The 22000-nt window shown below is 60.1% G+C and carries 16 protein-coding genes; 9 read left to right on the forward strand and 7 right to left on the reverse strand.

Annotation, left to right across the window (positions count from 1 at the left end):
* Positions 1-323 precede the first annotated feature (323 nt).
* The 5 genes from P5706_RS17675 to P5706_RS17695 form a co-directional block, all read right to left on the reverse strand.
* On the reverse strand, positions 324-1934 hold the full coding sequence (locus tag P5706_RS17675) for a GMC family oxidoreductase (RefSeq protein ID WP_285680482.1): 1611 nt from the start codon (positions 1932-1934) through the stop codon (positions 324-326).
* A 27-nt stretch (positions 1935-1961) separates the two neighbouring features.
* A complete protein-coding gene (locus tag P5706_RS17680) occupies positions 1962-3179 on the reverse strand; it encodes a mandelate racemase/muconate lactonizing enzyme family protein (protein WP_285680484.1) in 1218 nt (405 codons plus the stop codon).
* A gap of 1 nt (position 3180) precedes the next feature.
* Positions 3181-4488, reverse strand: a complete 1308-nt coding sequence (locus P5706_RS17685; RefSeq protein ID WP_285682762.1) for an MFS transporter — start codon at positions 4486-4488, stop codon at positions 3181-3183.
* Positions 4489-4564: 76 nt separating this feature from the next.
* Complete coding sequence (aldA, locus tag P5706_RS17690; RefSeq protein ID WP_200434676.1) at positions 4565-5989, reverse strand: aldehyde dehydrogenase; 1425 nt, start codon at positions 5987-5989, stop codon at positions 4565-4567.
* A gap of 1330 nt (positions 5990-7319) precedes the next feature.
* Positions 7320-8249, reverse strand: a complete 930-nt coding sequence (locus P5706_RS17695; RefSeq protein ID WP_285680486.1) for a LysR substrate-binding domain-containing protein — start codon at positions 8247-8249, stop codon at positions 7320-7322.
* Positions 8250-8524: 275 nt separating this feature from the next.
* On the opposite strand from P5706_RS17695, the gene P5706_RS17700 reads away from it, so the two are divergent.
* Positions 8525-9757 carry an MFS transporter gene (locus P5706_RS17700; protein ID WP_285680488.1) on the forward strand — a complete coding sequence of 411 codons (1233 nt, stop codon included), beginning with the start codon at positions 8525-8527 and terminating at the stop codon, positions 9755-9757.
* Here P5706_RS17700 and P5706_RS17705 read toward each other — a convergent pair.
* Entirely contained in the window at positions 9695-10609 is a 915-nt protein-coding gene (locus P5706_RS17705; protein WP_285680490.1) for a LysR family transcriptional regulator, read from the reverse strand. The two genes, P5706_RS17700 and P5706_RS17705, sit on opposite strands and share 63 nt — an antisense overlap.
* 105 nt (positions 10610-10714) lie before the next feature.
* Here P5706_RS17705 and P5706_RS17710 point away from each other — a divergent pair, with 105 nt between their 5' ends.
* The 8 genes from P5706_RS17710 to P5706_RS17745 all read left to right on the forward strand — a co-directional run bounded on the left by P5706_RS17710 (position 10715) and on the right by P5706_RS17745 (position 20549).
* Positions 10715-11596 carry a HalD/BesD family halogenase gene (locus tag P5706_RS17710; RefSeq protein ID WP_285680493.1) on the forward strand — a complete coding sequence of 294 codons (882 nt, stop codon included), beginning with the start codon at positions 10715-10717 and terminating at the stop codon, positions 11594-11596.
* 51 nt (positions 11597-11647) lie between these two features.
* Complete coding sequence (locus tag P5706_RS17715; RefSeq protein WP_200434184.1) at positions 11648-12874, forward strand: M24 family metallopeptidase; 1227 nt, start codon at positions 11648-11650, stop codon at positions 12872-12874.
* A 293-nt stretch (positions 12875-13167) separates the two neighbouring features.
* Positions 13168-14802 (forward strand): ABC transporter substrate-binding protein, encoded by a 1635-nt coding sequence (locus P5706_RS17720; protein WP_285680495.1) that lies wholly within the window; start codon positions 13168-13170, stop codon positions 14800-14802.
* Between the two features lie 64 nt (positions 14803-14866).
* The gene (locus tag P5706_RS17725) at positions 14867-15820 is read left to right on the forward strand and encodes an ABC transporter permease (RefSeq protein ID WP_200434186.1); all 954 of its coding nucleotides are present in this window, start codon (positions 14867-14869) and stop codon (positions 15818-15820) included.
* Positions 15817-16653, forward strand: coding sequence for an ABC transporter permease (locus P5706_RS17730; protein ID WP_200434187.1), 837 nt, complete (start codon positions 15817-15819; stop codon positions 16651-16653). Before P5706_RS17725 ends, P5706_RS17730 begins: the two co-directional genes overlap by 4 nt.
* A 2-nt stretch (positions 16654-16655) precedes the next feature.
* Complete coding sequence (locus tag P5706_RS17735; RefSeq protein WP_200434188.1) at positions 16656-18293, forward strand: dipeptide ABC transporter ATP-binding protein; 1638 nt, start codon at positions 16656-16658, stop codon at positions 18291-18293.
* Between the two features lie 84 nt (positions 18294-18377).
* Positions 18378-19547, forward strand: coding sequence for a hypothetical protein (locus P5706_RS17740; RefSeq protein WP_200434189.1), 1170 nt, complete (start codon positions 18378-18380; stop codon positions 19545-19547).
* 126 nt (positions 19548-19673) lie between these two features.
* Positions 19674-20549 carry a LysR substrate-binding domain-containing protein gene (locus P5706_RS17745; protein WP_285680500.1) on the forward strand — a complete coding sequence of 292 codons (876 nt, stop codon included), beginning with the start codon at positions 19674-19676 and terminating at the stop codon, positions 20547-20549.
* On the opposite strand, the gene P5706_RS17750 is transcribed toward P5706_RS17745, so the two are convergent.
* Entirely contained in the window at positions 20496-21872 is a 1377-nt protein-coding gene (locus tag P5706_RS17750; protein ID WP_285680502.1) for an MFS transporter, read from the reverse strand. The genes P5706_RS17745 and P5706_RS17750 overlap by 54 nt on opposite strands.
* Between the last annotated feature and the right edge of the window lie 128 nt (positions 21873-22000).

Genomic DNA, 22000 nt, shown 5'->3' on the forward strand with positions numbered 1-22000 from the left:
GCTGGCTGCATTTCAATTCAAACTCTGCGAGTCTGCCACAGACACTGTGGGAGCTGGCTTGCCTGCGATGGCGGTCTCCCAGTAGCAAATGGGCCAACTGACCCGACGCTATCGCAGGCAAGCCAGCTCCCACAATTCTGGCTGTATTTCAAATCAAGCTCGACGCGGCTGCCACAGACCCTGTAGGAGCTGGCTGCATTTCAATTCAAACTCTGCGAGTCTGCCACAGACCCTGTGGGAGCTGGCTTGCCTGCGATGGCGGTCTCCCAGTAACAAATGGGCCAACTGACCCGCCGCTATCGCAGGCAAGCCAGCTCCCACAATCAGGCATCCTCAAGAATGAGGTCGGCGCCCTTCTCCGCCACCATCAATACCGCTGCATGGGTATTACCTGAGGTCACATTCGGGAAGATCGAGGCGTCCACGATGCGCAGGCCTTGCAACCCATGCACCTTCAAGCGCTTGTCCACCACCGAAACCTGCGGGTCCGAGCCCATCGCACAGGAGCCGCACAGATGGTAAATCGAGCCGCTGTTTTCGCGGAAGTATTGCAGCATCTGCTCGTCGCTCTGCACGGCTGCGCCGGGTAACACTTCGGCCACCGTGATGCCCTTGAGCGCAGGCGCCTGCATGATCTTGCGCATCAAGCGGCTGCCCTGGATGACCTCGTCAATGTCCTTTTGCGTACTCAGGTAATTCGGATCGATCAACGCCGCATCCCTTGGGTTGTTCGAGGCGATGCGGACAGTGCCGCGGCTGGTCGGCCGGCAGGGGTTGAAGCACAGCAGAAAGCCGGAATACGGTTCGGGCTTGAGGCTGGCCTTGTTATTTTTCGGGATCTGGTACGACAGCGGGTTGAAGTACAACTGCAGGTTGGGATCCGCCTGCTCATCGTTACCGCGAAAAAAACCTCCGGCCTGGTTGACGCTCATCGCCAACGCACCCTTGCGGGTGAACAGGTATTTGAGACCCAGTTTGAGCTGGCCGAACAACGAGCTGAGTTCGTCGTTGAGGGTGGGGATATTGGCCTTGTAGTAGTAGCTGGCGCACAAGTGGTCCTGCAGGTTTTCACCCACGGCCGGCAGGTGCTTGACCAAGGGGATGCCGTGTTCGGCCAGCAGTTGCTGATCGGCCACGCCGGACAGTTGCAGGAGCTTCGGCGTGTCTACGGCACCCGCGCAGAGGATCACTTCCTTGCGTGCGGTGAAGGTGCGCACCACGCCCTTTTGGGTCACACGGATCGCGGTGGCGCGTTGCTGGTCATCAAACAGCACACGATCAACCAGTGCATGCAACTCAACGGTCAGGTTCGTGCGACTGAGCGCCGGATGCAAATGCGCAAAGCTACTGGAGCAGCGCTCGCCATTGCGGGTGTTGACGTCATACAGGCCCGCGCCTTCGAAATGGGGACCGTTGAAGTCATCGCTGAGGCCATAGCCGAGTTGTTCGCAGCCCTTGAGGAACACATCACAAATCGGGTGGGTCTGGCCCTTCATCGGTGTGATGCTGATGGGGCCGCTGCCGCCGTGGTACTCGGTGTCGCCCAGCGGGTGATTTTCCAGTTTGCGGAAGTACGGCAGTACATCCTTGAAACCCCAACCGTCGTTACCGTTGGCCGCCCAGTCATTGAAGTCATGGGCCTGGCCGCGCACGTAGATCATGGCGTTGATCGAGCCCGAACCGCCCTGCACTTTGCCGCGCGGCGCGTAGATCTCCCGGCCCGCCAAGTGCTTTTGCGGCTGGCTGTAGTACATCCAGTTAAAGGTCGGGTTGTAATACATCTTGGCGAATCCGACCGGGATTTTGAACCACCAGGAACTGTCTTTGCCACCGGCTTCCAGCAGCAATACCGAGTATTCACCCGAAGCCGACAGCCGATTGGCCAGGACGCAACCGGCAGCACCCGCGCCGGCGATGATGTAGTCATATGTCATTCACGGTTACCGCGTAAGTCGTTTTTATCAGCCCTTGGCGGGCGAAGTGTCTTTTACTTCAGCTGGCGTCGGCGCCATCTGCAGGTGCAACCGCTCGCCGGTGTACGGCGTGTGTTTGCGCACGACGTCCATGTTCAGCTCCACGCCCAGGCCCGGTTCGGTGGACGGGATGATGTAGCCGTCCTCCCATTGCAGCGGCTTGGTCAGCACTTCGGCGTGGAAACCGCCCCAGGTCATGATGCTTTCCTGGATCAGGAAGTTCGGCGTGCACGTGGCCAACTGGAAACTCGCCGCCGCGCCAATCGGCCCGTTGTACAAGTGCGGCGCGATTTGCGCGTAGTAGGCCTCGGCCATGCTCGCGATTTTCTTCGCCTCCAGCAGCCCGCCGCAGCGCGCCACGTTCATCTGCAGGATCGACGCGCCACCGGCTTGCAGCAGTTTGAAAAACTCGTACTTGGTGGTCAGGCGTTCGCCGGTGGCAATCGGGATGCTGGTCTTGGCCGCGACCTGGGCCATGGCGTCTTCCTGGCCTGGCGGCACCGGTTCTTCGAACCACAGCGGGTCGTATTTCTCCAGGCGCTTGGCCAGGCGGATCGCCGACGACGGCACCATCTGCCCATGGGTGCCGAACAACAGGTCGCATTTGTCGCCCACCGCCTCGCGGATCTTGCGGCAGAAGGTTTCGCAGCGCTCCAGCACTTGCAGCGAAATCTGGTGGCCGGAGTACGCAGTGTAGGGGCCGGCCGGGTCGAACTTCACGGCAGTGAAGCCTTTGTTCATGTTCTCGATGGCGCACTCGGCAGCCAGGTCCGGGTCGTCGTAGTCGTACTCGCCCTTGCTGTTGACCGGGTACAGGTAGGTGTAGGAGCGCAGGCGCTCGTTGACCTTGCCACCCAGCAGCTCATAGACCGGCTTGTTGGCGGCTTTGCCGATGATGTCCCAGCACGCCATTTCCAGGCCGCTGACCACGCCCATCATGGTCAGGTCCGGGCGTTGGGTGAAACCGCTCGAATAAGCCTGGCGAAAAAAACGCTCGATATGGTGCGGGTCGTGGTTGAGCAGGTAGCGCTCGAACACATCCTCGATGATCGGCAGCATGGCCTTGGGGCCGAAGGTGGCGGCGTAGATCTCGCCGACGCCTTCGATGCCGCAGTCGGTCTTGAGTTTGACGAACAGCCAATACATGCCACCGATATGCGGCGGTGGGACGGCAACGATATGGGTTTCAAGGGCGACGATTTTCATCTCAGGCACCTGTCTGGTTGAATTTTTTACGGTTGATTCGGGCGCGCAGCGTCAGGGCCGCAAGCGTCCCGAGCACGCCGATAAAGGCGATGTAGCCGAAATACAGGTTGTAGCCGGCCTTGCCTGGGTAGGTGTCGGTCAGGTAGCCATTGATCAGCGGGATAAAGGTGTCGGGCAGGTAACCCACCACCGAGACAATGCCGATGGCCAGGCCAGTGATGCGCAGCGGAATGTCGCAGCTGTCGAGAATCGCCCAGTACAAGCCGCGAATCGCATAGGTCATCAGGCCGATAAAGATCACCGTGCCGATCAGCAGGCCAAGACTGTTGAGCGCCGGGAACACAATCAGCCCGACCATCGCCAGGGTCACCAGCACCAGCGCGACGATCAGCACCGAAATGTTCGAGAACTTGTCGCCCAGCCAGCCGCCGCCGATGCCGCCGATCGGGCGCATCCACAACTTGATAGTGGTGATGGTGCCGGCCATTACCGCGGTCATGCCGCTGCCTTGCAGGTAGTCGGAGAAGCTGTAGGTGGCCCAGAACATGTGATAACCGCAGAACACGATGGCGGTCACCAGCCACAGCTCAGGGATTTTCACCAAGGTGGTCAGGTCGGCGATCAGGTTGAACTTGCCCTTCTCTACTGCTGCCGTCTCAGTCAGGGATTTTGGATCTTTGAGCAGCACCAAACCGCAGCCGATCACGATGCAGATAAACGAGTACAGGTACACCACATGCTTGAAACCTTGGGCCGCCGACTGGCTTTGGGTTTCGGTGGCATAGGCAAACAGCCCCAGGGCCACGGTCGCCAGCAAGGCCTCCACCAGGCCGCGACCGCCATCGAGGATGCCGAAGAACCGCCCCTGCTCACTCTGATGAGCAATCATCTTCACGCGCTTGAGCACCGAGGCCCAGAACGTCAAGCCAGTGGTCAGGCCCCAGCAACCGAAAATGATCATCAGGCCGGTCATTGACGGCACGCTGGCGTACCACAGGCCCAATGCGCCGGTGGCGACCAGTGAGAAGAAGATCAAAAAGCGTGGCGGCAAACGGTCGGCCAGCCAGCCGCTGGGCAGGTAGCTGAGCAAAAAGATCGTGCCGAGCATGGAGTACAGGTAGCCCAGTTGACTGTGGTTGATCTGGAACACGTCGAGCATGGTGGTCTGGTAGACCTGGCGCAGGTAGAGGATCGGGTAGATCGCGCCGGCGGCGAGTACCAGCAACAGCAATTGGAAATAACGGCTGGCTTTGTCGTTTGCCGCGGGCACGGCAACGAAAACCTGGGCAACGGGTGCAGGCTTGGACATCATGTGGACCTCAGGCACCCGCTGCGCGGGCGCCCTGATAATTGTTTTTATTAAAGGTGCAACAGGTGCGCGTGGATCAGTACTTCATGACCACCAGGCGGGTCTGGGTAAATTCAAGCATCCCGTGCTTGCCGTCATCGCCGCCCAGCCCTGAGCGTTTCCAACCGGCATGGAAACCCTGATACGGGTCTGCCGGCGTGCGATTGACGTACAGCTCGCCGGCTTCGATGGCATTCGCCACTTTCATCGCCGTGCGGTAGTTCTCGGTGTAGAGCACTGATGACAGGCCGAACTGATGGTCGTTGGCCATGGCCAGCGCTTCGTCGATGTCGCGGTACTTGAGCACCGGCAACACCGGGCCGAAGATTTCTTCCTGAATGATTTCCATGTCCTGGCGGCAACCGCTGAGCAAGGTCGGCGGATAGAAATGGCCCGGCCCGGCTGGCAGCACACCACCTGTTTCCAGTACAGCACCGGCAGCGACGGCGCGCTCGACCATGGCGTGGATATTCTTTTGCGAGCTGGCGTTGACCAACGGGCCCATCAGGCTTTCGTCCGTGGAACGGTCACCGAACCTCACCGCGCTGATCTTGGTTTTCAGCAGTGCGAGGAATGGGTCGTAAATGCTTTCGTGCACATACACGCGCTCCACCGCCGTACACAGTTGGCCGCAGTGGGTAGTCTTGGACGCAACGATAGCGCTGGCGGCTGTTTCCAGGTCGGCATCCGGTTCGATGATTGCCGGGGTCTTGCCGCCCAACTCCAGGGATGGCTTGGCGATGTTGGCCTTGCAGTAATCAAGCACGATACGCCCGGCATTCACGCTACCGGTGAGGGTGATCAGGCCGACGGCCTTGTGCGTGCAGACGCTGGCGGCGGTGGCGTGGTCCATGGTCAGGATGTTGATCACACCGGCTGGAATACCGGCTGTTACCACTGCCTTGGCAATTTCAAACGCCGACAGTGGCGTGTTGTTGCTGGGCCGCACTACCACGGTATTACCGGCGATCAGCGCCGGGGCGATCTTGCGCAGCAGCGTGTAGACCGGGTAATTGAACGGAATCAGGCAGGCCACGACACCAATCGGCTCGCGTTGCAGAAACAGGTTTTCGTCCGGGGTATCGCTGGGGATGATCTCGCCTTCGATGCGGCGGGCCCATTCGGCGTGGTAACGGGTAATTTGCGCGGCGTAGCGGGCTTCGTTGCTGGCGTCACTGACGCTCTTGCCGGACTCGCTGGCCAATGCCGTGCCGATGGCTTCGGCGTGGTTGTCCAGGGCATCGGCGAAAGCACGCAGGTGTTCGGCACGCTCGATGCTGGTGAGCTTGCCCCAGGTTTTCTGGGCGATGGCGGCGGCGTCGACGGCGGCGATGGCCTCGTCGGCGGTGGCGGCGCTGACATGGCCGACCAGGGATTCATTGGCAGGGTTGTAAACGGCGATCAAGGCGTCGCTGGCGGGCTTGACGAATTGACCGTTAAAGAAATTGCGCTCGAATTGCATGTGGTTTGCCCAACGTTGTTGTTTTGCGAGTGACATGCAGTTTTGTCGTTGTTAGGGGGGCAGGCAAACGACTTATTGGGTGGGGTAACGTGAGGAAAATGCAGGTTTGTGTGTCTGTGGCGGGAACATATCTCCTGAGTGGTTGAAGCAAAAGCACAGCCAAAGCGGCCATGATCAGGCAAGCTGCACACGGTCAACTGTGGGAGCTGGCTTGCCTGCGATAGCGGTCTTTTGGTGGTGTACATATCCGTTGCTGCGGTAACGGCTTCTATCGGTTCCGCTCTTACAGCGGGTCACTTTTGGCAAACGCCCCAAAAGTAACCAAAAGGTCTGTGCCCCACCCCTCGGCACCTCGCTTAGGCTCGGTGTGCCCTCACTCCGGCTTGAATCCGTGGGCCGCCGCGATGGGCCATCCTTGGCCCAGCGCGGCTAACCCGGCGTCCTGCCGGGTTACCCACGGATTCAAGCCTGCGTTCGGCCATCGTGGTTAACGGGGCGTCTCAGATCAAGATCAAGATCTACAGCACGGCGGCCTGAAAGCCGACCTGAGTGGTTGAAGCAAGAGCCAGATCAAGTGCAAGGCAAAAGCCTATCTGAATACACTGAAGAACTGCTTTTCTGTGGGAGCTGGCTTGCCTGCGATGCAGACACCTCGGTACATCAGGCACACCGAGTTGATGCCATCGCAGCGGTGCGACGATTCGACAAGCCAGCTCCCACCTTTGACCGAGTATGGCTTTGCTGTTGCTGTTGCTGTTGCTGTTGCTCCGGCCCTTACATCCTTTTCGATGACGAAGTCAGCGGTCTTTTGATCTGCGCTTTTGATCTTGATCTGAAATCGCCCCGTTAAACACGATGGCCGGAATTCGACAGTGATTTGGGGGGTAAACCGGCAGGGATGCCGGTTTAGCCGCGCTGGGCCAAGGATGGCCCATCGCGGCGGCCCCCCAAATCACTGTCGGATTACGGGCATGCCGAGCCTAAGCGAGGCACCGAGTGTTGGGGCGAAGACTTTTTGGTTACTTTTGTGTCTTTACAAAAGTGACCCGCTGTAAGAGCGGAACCAATAGAAGCCGTTACCGCAGCAACGGATATGCCCCCCGACCGCCCAGCCCCACCAAGACCACCTCAACGTTAATGTTGTGTAGATGCCCATGCTGCGATGGCCTGACATACCGAGGCGTCTGTATCGCAGCGGTGCGACGATGATTCGACAAGCCAGCTCCCACAGAAATCAGCTCTTTGGTGTATGCCATTCGCTTTCGCTTTAGATCTAACCACTCAGGTCGAACGCAGGCTTGAATCCGTGGCTAATCGGATATGCACACAATCAACCCGCCGCAGTAGAGGGCTCCAACTGCCGCTGCGCCAACCAGATCTCCTCCTGCAACCACCGGCCGAACACCTGCAACTGCGGCGAATCCGTCTGCTCCGGCCGGGTCACCAGCCAATAGGACTGATGCCCTTCCACATGCACATTCAGCACCTGCGTCAACTGCCCACAGGCCAGTTCCGCTGCGACCATGTGCCAGTCGGCAATGGTAATCCCCAACCCATCCGTCGCCGCCCGAATCGCCAGGTCCAGCAAGTCGAATTCATAGCCGCCCTGGGTATCCACCCCATGAATCCGCGCCGCGTCCAGCCAATGCTTCCACGTCAAGTAACGCTGATCTTCACTGGCCAACACATGCAGTAAAGTCATGCGATTCAGATCCACGCCATCACTGCATTCCCGGGCATACAGCGACGGCGCGCACACCGCGATGTGCCGCTCCTGAATCAGCAACGAACTGTCCAGGCCATCCCACTCGCCATTGCCGAACCGAATGGCGCAATCGAGCGTGCTGGTCTGCGCCAGGCTGTCTTGCAGGCACGTGGTGATGCTCAGCTCCAACTCCGGATGCGCCTCGCGCAAACGCCCCAAACGCGGCATCAACCAGCGGCTGGTAAACGTCGGCGGCGCGTTGATATGCAAGCGGTTGGAGTGGGTTTTCTGCTGGATGCTGCGCACCGTCAGCTCGATCTTGTCGAAGGACTGGTGCAACGCCCGCAGCAACACCCGGCCGGCGCTGGTCAGTTCCAGATGGTGATGGCGGCGCTCCAACAGGTTCTCACCCAATTGTTCCTCAAGCTGGCGTACCTGGCGACTGACCGCGCTTTGGGTCACATTCAACAGCTCTGCAGCCCGGGTAAAGCTGCCAGTACTGCCGGCGACTTCGAAGGCTTTGAGGGCATTGAGACCAGGCATTTTGCGTTTCATGGAGGGCACTCGACAGCAGCGAACAAGGAATGATTGAGCGGAGCAATTGTGCGCACAACATACCTTTATGTGTTGGGCCAGGGGTAGCTCCCTCTTCACAGGACTGAAACTGACTGTGTCGTTTTTTGACTAATCACGTCGTGCACGAACAAATAGCACGCGTATTTCGCATGCACACTAAGACAATTAAGCACTGGTCGCCCACTGCCTACAAAAGTTAGCCTGCCGAACAACTAACCCTGTTGGTTTCCCCTTAATTAATCCGAGACCTCGGCATGTCGAACACACCCGTTTCATCAAGGCGAAGTGTCGGCTTGCTGGCACTTGTATTTACCGCCTGCAATGCCACCACCCACGGTTTCAGTATTTTCCTGTATTCAGCTTTATTACCGCAGATCCGCCAGGTATTTGAACTCAGCTATAGCCAGGCCGCACTGATTGCCGCCGTGTTGCAGCTGTTCTACATGGGCGCCTCGATTGCCAGCGGCGTTGCTGCGGCCTGGGTTAGCCCGCGAAACATGGTGCGCATGACGATTGGGTTAAGCCCGGTGCTGCTGGCTCTGGCCGTCGCCACGCCGTGGGTATTGCCGTTTGCCCTGTGCCTGGCGTTGGTGTCGGCGTGTGCGGTGTCGAACTGGAATGCTATTACGGCGTTGGCGCGCGAGGTCATACCGGCCAGCCACCTCAGCCGCGTATTGGGGCTGGCGTCATCGGGGGCGGCCTTTGCAATTTGTTTGAACGGGCTGTTGATTGCGCTGTTGCAGGGGCTGTCGTTGCGCCAGTTCTGGTTGATCTGCGCAGGCTTGACACTGCTGGTCACGCTGCTGACCCTGTGGGCCCTCGCCTCGCACGTCGAACAAGCGCCCCGCGCCGTCCGCCCGCCCGCGTTCGACCAAGTGCTCAGGCAATGGCTGCATCTGTGTGTGAACCAGCCGGTAGCCTTGCAGATTGTGTTGCTCAGTGGATTTATCGGCGCTATCAGTGGGCCGTTTCTCAATTTTTTGTCGGCCTTTGTCAGCGATCGACTGCATGCCGGCGCGACGGTGACCGGCTCTATGTGGACATTGATCGGAATCGGCGGCGCCATCGGCGGGCTGCTATTGGGCACGTTCGCGGACCGCTGGGGTGCGCTGCGCGTGCTGGCGCTGAGCATCGGCGCCTTTGGTCTGGCGATGCTTGGCCTGCTGTGGCATCCCAGCCTGCTATTGAGTTGGCTGGCCGCCGGTTTGTTTGCAGTATTTTATTTCCCCTCATGGGGCTTGATGGCGGCCTACCTCAGCGCACGCCTGGAACCGGTACACAGCCTGCAAGTAGTGAGCCTGAGTATGGTCAGCTATGGCTTGGCGAGTGCCTCGGCGAACGGGCTGTGTGGTTGGTTGTTGCAGGCCAGTGGTGAATTTGCCGTAGTGCATGCCTGGATTGCCGGCTGGGTACTGGCGAGTTTGTTACTGCTCAAACGCATGGCTCATCGACAGGCCCTGGATGCGCTGGCTGTGCAGGTACCCTGAGCGCCCCAACTGGCGCTGCAATATTTCTACCAGAGCGTCCACTTCCGGCACCTGGCAACCTGTCGAGCGCCAGAACATCAGGCGCGCCGGTGCAATCGGTGGAAAGCCTTGTTGCTCATCCAGAATCTGCCAGCCCTGCGGCACCAACCGCCGCGCCATGACCCCTACCGACAACCCCTGCTCGATGGCAATCGCAATACCACGCGGGCTTTGGCTGGTATAAACCACCTGCCATGAACGCCCGGCCTGAGCCAGCGCCTGCACGGCATTGGCACGGAACGCGCACCCTTCGGCGTACACAGCCAGCGGCACCGATTGGCGCCCTACGCCACTCCAACTCGGCGCCGCCACCCACACCAACGGTTCATCGCACAGGTATTCCCCCGGTTGCAGGCCCGCATGTTCAACACCCAGCACCAAGTCCAGCTCGCCGCGATGCAAGCGGCTGACCAGCGCCGTAGACATCTCACAGCAAATATCCGGGCGCACCTGGGCAAACTGCGCCTGAAAATCCTTGAGCATCCCGCCCAGGCAGTATTGAGCGTAGTCCTCGGGCATACCCACATGGATACACACCTGCTCATTGGGTAATTGAGCCGCGCTGACCGCCTCAAGGTGCAGCTTGAGGATCTGCCGCGCATAAATCAGAAAGGTTTCGCCGCTCGGCGTAAGGCCGATGGAGCGGCTGGTGCGGTGAATAAGCGGCGTTCCCACGATCTCTTCCAGGCGCTGCAAGCTCTGGCTGACGGTGGACTGGGTTTTATGCAGACGCTCGGCCGCCGCCGAAAACCCCTGGCATTCGATAATTGCCACAAACACTTTAAGTAAGCTGCCATCCAGTTCGCCTGACATAACTATCGCCCCTGCCGATGGATTCGATCACAACTTGTAATTTCCACTTCAAACCGGTTTACGCAACTATCGACTCAACACAACAGCCTACTTCAGGAGCCGTGTATGAGTCTTAAACTTGCCGATGCCGAAACCGGTGATATCAGCGATATCATTAATACAGCGCTGTATCCCATACATGATTCGGGCCATGTTCGACTGCGCGCATTAATTGAACATGCGCGTGCCGAACTGGCCGAAGACGGTTGCTGCCTGCTGAAGAACTTCCTGCGCCCCGAAGTGCTGGAACAGGCGCGCCTGGAAGGCCAGGCACTGTCGGGCAAGACGTTCTATTCGGTGCGCAAGGTCAACGCCTACTTCACCGAAGACGACCCCAGCCTGCCCCAGGATGACCCGCGCCGCACGTTCATGGAGCGCACCAGTGGATTCGTGACCCGCGACATGATCGCCCCCGACGCGATCATCCATCGCCTGTACGTGTCGCCAATGATGAAGCGCTTTATCGGCGCCTGCCTCGACGAACCGGAGATTTTCGAATACGCCGACCCTTTCGCCGGCCTGGTGATCAACGTGATGCCCGAGGGCACCGAGCAGCCTTGGCACTTCGACACCAACGAATTCATCGTCAGCATGATGACCCAGAAGCCCGAGGCCGGTGGCCTGTTCGAGTACGCGCCGATGATCCGCTCGCGCAGCCAGGAGAACCTCGGCGCCGTCGGCAAAGTGGTGCGTGGCGAAGACCGCTCGCGGGTGCAGAATCTGGAGCTCAACCCCGGTGACTTGCAGATCTTTAAGGGCCGTTTCTCGGTGCACCGCGTCACCCGCGTGGAAGGCTCAACCGAGCGCAACACCGCGATCTTCGCCTACTCCGAGAAGCCCGGAATCATTGGCCGCGCCCAACGCACCAAACAGCTTTACGGACGCCTGTCCGAAGCCCACCTGCAAGCCGAACGCAACCTGGTGCGCAGCGACCAGTTGCTCGACTGATTCACGCCCATAAAAAACCAAAAAACCGTCTTTGCCCTGCGAGGAACACCCATGAGTCTGTCAGGCCCCAACCGCAACCCCGCCGACTGCGAACCCACTTATGACGAAATCCAGCAAATCCAGCTGGACCGCCTGCAACGGGTACGCAACGAACTGAAAAAACGTGACTACGCCGCTTGTGTGCTGTTCGACCCCACCCATATGCGCTACGCCACCGGCTCACGCAACATGCAGGTGTACTCGGCACGCAACCCGGCGCGTTATGCCTTTATACCGGCAGAAGGCCCGGTGGTGATCTTCGAGTTCGGCGGCTGTCTGCACCTGGCCGAAAGCCTGAATACCGTGGATGAAGTGCGCCCGGCCAAAGCCATTTCCTACTACTTCTGCGACAGCTTCTTGAGCAACGTCACCGCCGACTGGGCCGCCGAGATTGATGAACTGGTGCGCAAGTGCGGCGGGGGTAAACGCATTGCCATCGAAAGCGCCACCTCGGCCGCCGCGTTCGAACTGCAACGCCTGGGCTACCAAGTGTTTGACGCCCAGGAACCGCTGGAGCGTGCGCGCTGCATCAAGGTGCCCAACGAACTGAAAATGATCCGCGCCAGCCTGCGCGCCACTGAAGCGGGTGTGCGCCTGATGGAAAGCAAACTGGTGCCTGGCATCAGCGAAAACGAACTGTGGTCACATCTGCACCAGCATGTGATCGCGACCGATGGTGATTACGTCGAGACTCGCCTGCTGTCCTCTGGCCCACGCACTAACCCGTGGTTCCAAGAGTGCAGCACGCGGCCTATTGAAGCCGGTGATCTGGTGGCGCTGGACACCGACGTGGTCGGACGCTTTGGCTACTACGCTGACTTTTCGCGCACCTTTCTCTGTGGCGACCAGGCCGCCACCGCCAAGCAACAGGAACTGTACAAACTCGCCTACGAGCAAGTACAGACCAACGTGGAAATGCTCAAGGCCGGGCGCAGTTTCAAGGAATATGCCGAGATGGCCTGGAAAATTCCCGAACATTACAAAAACAACCGCTACTTCGCTCTGGCGCACGGGGTTGGCATGACCGGTGAATACCCTTACGTGGTGCACCGCGAAGACATCGATGCGCTGGGTTATGACGGCGTGTTCGAAGCTGGCATGACCATCTGCGTGGAAAGCTACATCGGCCACGATGACGGCGGCGAAGGCGTGAAGCTCGAAGAACAGATTTATATCCACGAACACGGCATTGAGTTGCTCTCTGATTACCCGTTCGACCCGCGCCTGTTGCCACGCTGAACACGTCTAGCTCGATAGGTGCCCTTGGGAGGGATCCGTAACATGCATTTATAGAAGGTTACTGCGCAGAATTTGTCGTTTGTCCATCTTTGCGCAAATGACAAAACTGCGGGCATCTCTAATAAAAACAACATGAGAGCTGCCCTATGTCCTATCCCATTGCCCGCCTTCTGACTTCGTTGCGCCTTGTTCTTCTGCCGGTTTCACAGCGGTTCGTGCTGCGCCGTTGCTGCGCTTGCCACTGACCCTTGCGGTTCAACAAAAACGCATATTCGCAAGTACCGGAGAGGCTTATGAAAGACTTGACTACCCTGGACGGCGCCCCGCCGCATCCAGCCATCAATGACCTGTGTGTGCAAGTTAAAAGCGCTGAAATCAACCGCCGCCAGTTCCTGCGCACCGCCGCGCTATTGGGCGTCACCGTCGCCAGCGCCAGCACCTTTCTGGGCTCTGCTTTACTGGGCAGCGACGCCCAGGCCGCCGAAGGCACACCGGCCCGCCAAGGCGGCAGCCTGCGCTTTGCCTGCGCGATCCAGGAAATCCAGGACCCGATGCTGATCACCTGGATCGAAGCCTCGAACCTGTTGCGCAACTCGCTGGAATACCTGACCTGGGTCGACGCCGACAACATCACCCATCCGTACCTCGCCGAAAGCTGGAGCCCGTCCGACGACCTCACCACCTGGACCTTCAACCTGCGCCAGGACGTGAAGTGGAGCAACGGTGACAGCTTCAACATCGACGACGTGCAGCACAACATTGAACGCTGGATCGCTGCCGACTCCAAGTCGGTCAACCGCACCGCGTTCCAGGACATCAAAGCCTTCGAAAAAGTCAGCGACTACCAGTTCCGCCTGCAACTGAAACGGCCAATGCTGGCGATTCCGGAAATGCTCAACGCCTTCACCTGCGCCATCGTGCACCGCAGCTTCAAGGCCGGTGACGACTGGTCCAAGAACCCGCTGGCCACCGGGCCGTTCAAGCTGGTGGCGTTCGCGGTGAACAAGCAGGCGACCTTCGCCAAGCGCGCCGACTACTGGGGCAAACCCGCCAACCTCGACGAGTTGCGTTACATCGACATGGGCACCGACGTGTCCACCCATCTTGCCGCCCTGCAAGCCGGGCAAGTCGATGTGCTGTACCGCGTGACCGTGGCCGAACTCGACCTGGCCAAGCGCCTGCCCGGCGCGCAGTTGCTGACCTGCAAATCCGCGCAAACCGTGGTGATGCGCATGGCCTGCGACCAGAAACCCTTCACCGACTTGCGCATCCGTAAAGCCGTGGTGCTCTGCGCTGATAACGCGCAGATGCTCAAGATCGCCTATCGCGGCATGGGCACCTTGGGCGAAGACCACCATGTGGCCCCCTCCCACCCCGAATACTTCCCGCTGCCCAAGCGCGAGCGCGACGTGGCGGCGGCGAAAAAGCTGCTGGCTGAAGCGGGTTTTCCGAACGGTTTGGATATCGACCTGATCGTCGGCAACACCCAGGGCCGCTATGAGCAGGACTGCGCGCAGATCCTGCAACAGAACTGCCTGGAAGCCGGAATTCGCATCAACCTGAAAGTGGTGCCCGCCGCGCAGTACTGGCCGATCTGGGACAAGGCCGCCTTCAGCCTCACCTATTGGGCGCATCGCCCGCTGGGCGTGATGTCCCTGGAGCTGGCCTATCGTGGCGGCGGCGCATGGAACGAAAGCCACTACAGCGACCCGGCGTTCGACGCCGCGCTGGACAAAGCCATGGGCATCATCGACCCCAAGCAACGCGCGGTGGCGATGCAAAGCGTCGAGCAGATTTTGCAGGACGCCTGCGTGATCGTGCAGCCGTTCTGGGGCGACAAGTTCACCGCCGTGAGCAAAAAAGTGCAGGGCTTTGAGGTGCATCCTTCCGACTTCTACCCCATGGGTAACGTGTGGCTGAGCGCCTGAATCAAGGCGCGCGCGTTTCCTGCCCACAGGGCAGGCATTCCAAACTTCGTCGGAGCATGCACCCATGGCTCATTTTCTATTGCGCAAACTACTGGCGCTGCTGGCGACCTTGCTGTCGGTGTCAGTGATCGTGTTCCTGGCCCTGGAACTGAACATCGAGGACGTCGCGATCAACGTCCTCGGTCCCTACTCCGCCGCCGATCAGCGCGCGGCATGGTTGGTGGAACATGGCTACAACCAACCCTTCGTGTGGCGTTACCTGCTGTGGCTCAAGGACTTTGTCAGCGGCGACTGGGGCACCTCGGTGTACTTTCGCGAATCGGTGATCAAACTGCTGCTGCCCAACCTGGCGCAAACCCTGACCCTGGCTGGCCTGGCCTTGCTGGTGATGGTGCCCGTGGCCTTGACCCTCGGCATCCTGGCCGGCATTCGCCAGGGTTCGCTGCTGGACCGGCTGGTGTCGTTCCTGTCGATCGTCACCACCTCGATCCCCGACTTTGCCAGTGCCGTGTTCGTCTCGGCGATCTTCGTGTTCTGGCTCAACTGGCTGCCAGGCGTGAGCAGCATGAGCGACGGCTTCAGCGCCGTGCAATTGGTGCTGCCGTTGATGGTGCTGTGCCTGTTCGGCATCGGCTACCTGGCGCGGATCACCCGGGCGTCGATGGTCGAAGTGATGCAGTCGCCCTACATCCGCACCGCGCGGCTAAAAGGCGCCTCCACCGCGCGCATCGTGGTACGCCATGCCCTGCGTAACGTACTGATCGCACCGATCACGGTGATCATGCTCTACATCCCGTGGCTGCTGTCCAACGTGATCGTGGTCGAGGTGTTTTTCGCCTACAAGGGCTTCGGTTCGCTGCTCTACACCGCATCGCTGAACCATGACGTGTACCTGATCGAAGCCTGCGCGATGGTCAGCGCCGTGGTGGTGGGCATCACCAAGATCTTCTCGGATCTGGCCTACACCTGGCTCAACCCGCGCATCACCCTGCGCAGTCTCGGCGGAGGTGCTCAATGAATCGCCTGCAAGCCTTCAAACATCCTCTGGCGTTACTCGGCTTGTTGCTGGTCGGCGGCTGGGTATTGATCGCGCTATTTGCGCCGTGGTTGGCGCCGCATGATCCGCTGGAGAGCTTCACGCCCTTGCTGACGCCGATGAGTGTCGGCGACAACGGCCAGAGCTTCCTGCTGGGCACCGACATGATCGGGCGCGACATCCTCTCGCGGCTGATCTGGGGCACCCGCACCGTGCTGTTCTGGTCGATCCTGGCCACGCTCACGGCGTTCGCCGTCGGCATCGCCATGGGCCTGTGTGCCGGTTACTTCAACGGTTGGGTCGATGCGCTGCTGTCGTATGTGGCCGACACCGTGCTGTCGTTCCCGGTGCTGGTGTTGTACATCGTGATCATCATCGCCCTCGGCGCCTCGGCGCTGAACATCCTGATTGCGGTGACGTTTACCAGTGCGCCGGCGATCTTTCGCATCATGCGTGCGCTGACCATCGATATTCGCTCGCGCGACTACGTGCTCAGTGCAATCACCCAGGGCGAAGGCTCGCTGCGCATCATGCTGGTGGAGATTTTGCCCAACTGCGGTGGCCCGTTGATCGTGGATTTCTGCCTGCGCATCGGCTACACCGCGATCATGATTGGCGCCCTGGGTTTTCTCGGCCTCGGCCTGCCGCCGCCCACACCCGACTGGGGCGGCATGATCAACGACGGCCGCGCCATGGCCATCGCCTTCCCGCACCTGGTGATCTTCCCGTGCATTGCCATCTCCACCCTGATGCTGGGCTTGAGCCTGCTGGCCGACGGCCTGGATGAAAACGCCCAGCAAGGCGCAAGGAATTGAGCATGAACCCACAACCCGTATTGCGCGTGCAAAACCTCTCGATTGAACTGCCAGCCGGCGCAGACCGCAGCCATGCGGTGCACGGCATCAGCCTGGAGGTACGCAAGGGCGAAATCCTCTGTGTGATCGGCGAATCCGGCTCAGGTAAATCGGTGCTGTCGGCGGCGATCATGGGCGACTACGCCAAAGGCTTGCGTCACGCCGGTGGGGTGATCGACTTTCTTGGCGAGGATATTTGCACCCTCAACGAAACCCGCCTGCGCCAGTTGCGCGGCAACCGCATCGCAATGATTTTCCAGGAACCGATGGCAGCGTTGAACCCGGCGATCCGGATCGGCAAGCAAGTCGAAGAAATCTTCGAAATCCATGCGCCGCAAATGCCCCAGCGCGAACGCCGCGAACGCATGCTCGCACTGCTGGAATCCACCCAGTTGCCCGACCCGCCGCGCATCGCCAACAGCTTTCCCCATCAACTCTCCGGCGGCCAATGCCAGCGGGTAGTGATCGCCATGGCCTTGGCGATGAACCCCGACTTACTGATCGCCGACGAACCGACCACCGCCCTCGACGTCACCACCCAGGCCCAGGTGTTGAAGCTGGTGCGCGACCTGCGCGGGCGCGGTCAGCATGGCATTTTGTTTATCACCCACGACTTCGGGGTGGTAGCGCAGATTGCCGACCGCATCGCCGTGATGGAAGGCGGCCGTCTGGTGGAAATCGGCGAGCGCGACCAGGTGCTCAACGCCCCGGCCCACGCCTACACCCGCAAGTTGATTGCGGCGGTACCGGCGCTGCATCCTGAACTGCACACACCCAGTGCCGATGGCGAGCTGGCGCTGCGCATCCAGAACCTGACCAAGACCTACACCGTCGGCGGCAGCTCGGTCGCGGCCTTGCGTAACGTATCGCTGAACCTGCCACGCGGCAAAACACTGGCGATTGTCGGCGAGTCCGGCTCGGGGAAAAGCACGCTGGTCAAGGCCGCAATCCGCCTGGTGGACAGCGACAGCGGGCATGTATGGGTCGGTGATACGGACTTCTTGGCCTTGCGCGGCGCGGCCCTGGCGGCCAATCGGCGGCGCATCCAGATGATTTTCCAGGACCCGTATGGCTCACTCAACCCGCGCCATCGGGTCGGCGACATCATTGCCCGTGCTGCGCAACTGCGTGGTTTATCGGCCAAGGACGCCTGGGCCGAGGCCGGTGATTTGCTTGAACAAGTGGGCCTCAAGCGCGATGCGCTCAAGCGCAAACCCCGGCAGTTTTCCGGTGGCCAGCGCCAGCGCATCGGCATCGCCCGCGCCCTGGCGATGCGCCCGGAAGTGTTGATCGCCGATGAAAGCGTCTCGGCGCTGGATGTGTCGGTGCAAAAGCAGGTGCTGGAGCTGCTGGCCGATCTGCAAAAGCAACTCAACCTGAGCATCCTGTTTATCACCCATGACCTGCGCGTAGCGGCGCAGATCAGCGACCACATCGCCGTGATGCGCCAGGGTGAGGTGGTCGAATACGGCAGCGCCGAACAGGTGCTGTTGCGGCCCCAGAACAGCTACACCCAAGCCCTGCTCGCCGCCGCACCGGGCGCCACGCAATTACCGGCTGCCGGGCCACCGCTGAGGTTGATCCGCCCCGCCGCGCACTGAGTTCAAAGCCTTTCCCTGCGTCGCAGCGCTCGCTGCGACAACGGGCTGCTGTTGCCAAAAATAACTAATAACGAGAGTAAAACCATGCGACCAACCCTACGTTACATCGCCCTGGTACCCGTGCTCGGCGCCCTGGCGGCACCCGCCATGGCCTACCAGGTCACCGACAACCTCGACCTCGGCGGCGCCGTACGCGCGCGTTGGGACTATGACCCGGACCGCGGCATCCAGAAATTCGGCCTCGACACCGCGTTCCTCAGCGCCAAGTACAACTCCGACACCTGGATCGGTGAGGCGCAGTACCGTTTCTACGGGCGTTCGTACCCGTACCAGTACACCAAGAACTACGGTGATATCCAGTTCGCCAAATTTGCGTGGGTGGGCTACAAGTTCAATCCCAACCAGCAAGTGCAAGTGGGTCTGAACACCGTACCGTTCGGCTTGCAGCCCTATTTCGGCAGCACCTTCTACGAAACCCTGGGCAATGTGATCGGTCTTGAAGACGTACAACAGGTCGGCGCCAAGTACATCCAGCAAAGCGGCGACTGGAATATTCAGGCCGGTTATTACCTGCGCCCGGCATGGCAAGGCAAAGGCACCAGCAAGGGCGTGACCTATTCCAGCGTGGTCTCCGAAGCCGACAGCTACGTGGCCGATGGTAGCAACAACCAGGAACGCAACACCGTGGTGGTACGCGTGGCCAAGGCAATGGACCTGGGTAACTGGAAATCCGAAGTCGGCCTCTCCGGCCTCACCTCGACCCTGGAGAACAAAGACACCGGCAACGATGGCCGCCGCAACGCCGTGGCCATTCACTACCTGGGCAAGAACGGCCCGTGGGGTGTGCAACTGCAGGCGGCGCGCCAGCAAATGTCGCCGCGCAACGAAGGCACCGACGGCGTGGTGACGCTGGGCGGGTATGACGGCACCTTCAACGTCGCCAGTCGCGGCAACTTGTATGTGGCGGATTTGAGTTACGACGTAGGCGGCAAGTACCTGTTCGACCAGATCAGCGGGGTGAAGCTGTATGCCAACTACAGTGCCTTTGACAAGTCTGACAATGACTTCAAAACCTCACAGCGGCTGATCCTGGGCACTTCGTTTTCGGTCAGTAAATTATGGGTGGCGACGGAGTGGCTGATCGGCAAGAACGACCCGTACATTGGCGGCAGCAGCTACACCCAGAGCTTGGGCGCAGGCGGCAGTAATCAGTTGGAAAATCAGCTGTACATGAACATCGGTTACTACTTCTAATAGGCCACCGGCGCCATCGCAGGCAAGCCAGCTCCCACATTGAAATGCGTTGCCAGTTTGGGAGTGGGGTTGCCTGTGATGAGGCCAGCAAAGACACCATAAAAATAACAAGTATGGACTCCACCCATGCGCCACCTGCCTGCCCTCACCATGCTCCGCGTCTTCGAAGAAGTCGCCCGCCATCGCAGCTTCAGCCAGGCCGCCGTGGGCCTCAACGTGACCCAGGGCGCGGTCAGCCGCCAGATCAAACAACTGGAAGACTACCTCGGTGTCGCCCTGTTCATTCGTACGCCCCAGGGCCTGTCCCTGACCGAAGCCGGCTTTGCCCTCTCGCCGCACCTGAGCGACGCCTTCGACCATATCGAGCGCGCCCTGCAAGCCGTGCGCGTGCCCAACCTGCGCCAGCGCCTGCGCGTCGTCGCACCGCCCACCTGGGCCACGCGCTGGTTGTCGGCACACTTGCGGCGCTTTTGCGAGCGCTACCCGGATATCAACCTCAGCGTCACCCACCAAAACACCCACGACAGCCTTGCGGAGGTCGACTGCCGGATTCGTTTCGGCCTGCATGCGGACCCGCATTGCAGCAGTGAGCTGTTGGTGATGGAGCGGCATATCGCGGTGGCCAGCCCGGAACTGTTCGAAGGCGGCCAACCGCCGGATCTGCGGCGTTTCCCACTGCTGCATATCCTGCACGACGGCAAGCGTTTGAAGGTCTGGGAGAACTGGCTGGCGGCCATGGGCCGAGACGACATCGATGCGGGCCAGGGCCTGGAATTCAGCACCCTGGACCAGGTGATCCACACCGCCCTGGCCGGCGGTGGCCTGGCGGTGATCGACCGGCAGATGATCGAACGTGAATTGGCCAATGGCAGTTTAGTGCCGATCACTCCCGTGGAAGTGATCGGCCCCTATGGTTATTGGCTGGATGTGGCGGCAGACAAACAGGGATTATCCAAGGTTCGCTTGTTTACGCAGTGGCTGGGCCAGGTCAGCAATCCCTGACACCGACGGCGCTTGGGCTTTGCACGCTTGGCTCAAGGTCAACGCTTTGGTCTCTGGCGCCCAGGCCCAGGAGATGATCGCACCCAACACCAGGATAGCCGCGAGAATCCCCATGGTCGGGCTCAAGCCAATGCCCGCCACACTCACCGGCAGCAAAAACGTGCTGATCGCCGACCCCAACCGGCTTACCGCTGTCGCCAGGCCAATCCCGCTGGCACGCACTTCGGTTGGAAAGCTTTCGGCCGGGAACACGCCAACCAAGTTGCTCACGGCCGACAACACCAGCGTGAACACACCAAAGGTCAGCACCATCAACCACGCCATACTCCCCGGCAACACAGCGAGTAAAAACAACGCCGCCGCAAGGATGATGAATGAGTTGATGAGGAAGCCCCGCCGCGAGAACTTCACGGTGCACCAAATACCTATCAATGCACCGACAATCAGCAACAGGTTAAGCAGCAACTCAGTACCGAACCCCTGGGACAACCCCATCTTCTGCAGGATCGATGGCAGAAACGTATAGATCGCGAAATACGGCATCACGATGCAGACAAAAAACAGGCAATTGAACGCGGTGCGCTTACGGTACTCACGACTGAACAACACGCCATAACCGGAACGGGTCTGCGTCGGCGGTTCTTCATCCAACACCACATGCTCGCCCAAGTGCTTTTTGACGATGGCACGGGCCTCGGCGATGCGCCCACGGTTGACCAGCCAACGCGGTGATTCCGGCGTGCCGATTCGGGCGATCAGGATCAACCCGGCCGGAATCGCCGACGACGCGAGCATCCAGCGCCAGGCGTCGTCGCCGAGGCTGAGCATCGCGGTACCGACAAAGGTTGCCGCCACATAACCAACGGTCCAGACCACGCTAAAAGAGCCGAGCAACACGCCGCGATGCTTCTTCGGCGCGAATTCGGCAAGCATGGCGTGGCCCACGCTGAAATCGCCGCCCAGGCCAATGCCGATGAGGATGCGGCACAGCAACAGGCCCATGGCCGTCTCGGCATAAAACTGCATGACCGAGGCGACGGTAATCAGCACAAAGCTGACCAGGAAGATTTTCTGCCGGCCGAGAGTGTCGGAAATCCAGCCGAAAAACAGGCTGCCCACAAACAGCCCGATCAGCGCCGAAGCGCCGATCAAGCCTTGCCAGAAGGCGTCCAGTTGCATCTGTGGGCTGAGCAGGGTGAAGGCAATGCCGATCAGGCCAAGGATATAGCCATCGGTGAAATGTGCGCCGAAGGTGAGGCCGGCAATTTTCAGGTGAAAACGGCCGATCGGCAGGTCGTCGATTTTGACGGGTTGAGCAGTCATGGTGTTCTCCATTTTGTTGTTCTTGACGGAGTAACAGCGGGCAACACCCGATCCAATGTGGGAATGGGCTTGTGTGGGAGCTGGCTTGCCTGCGATAGCGGTGTGTCAGTTAATCAATGGGTGGCTGA

The sequence above is a fragment of the Pseudomonas sp. ChxA genome, from assembly GCF_030263855.1.
GTDB lineage: Bacteria > Pseudomonadota > Gammaproteobacteria > Pseudomonadales > Pseudomonadaceae > Aquipseudomonas > Aquipseudomonas fluorescens_CB.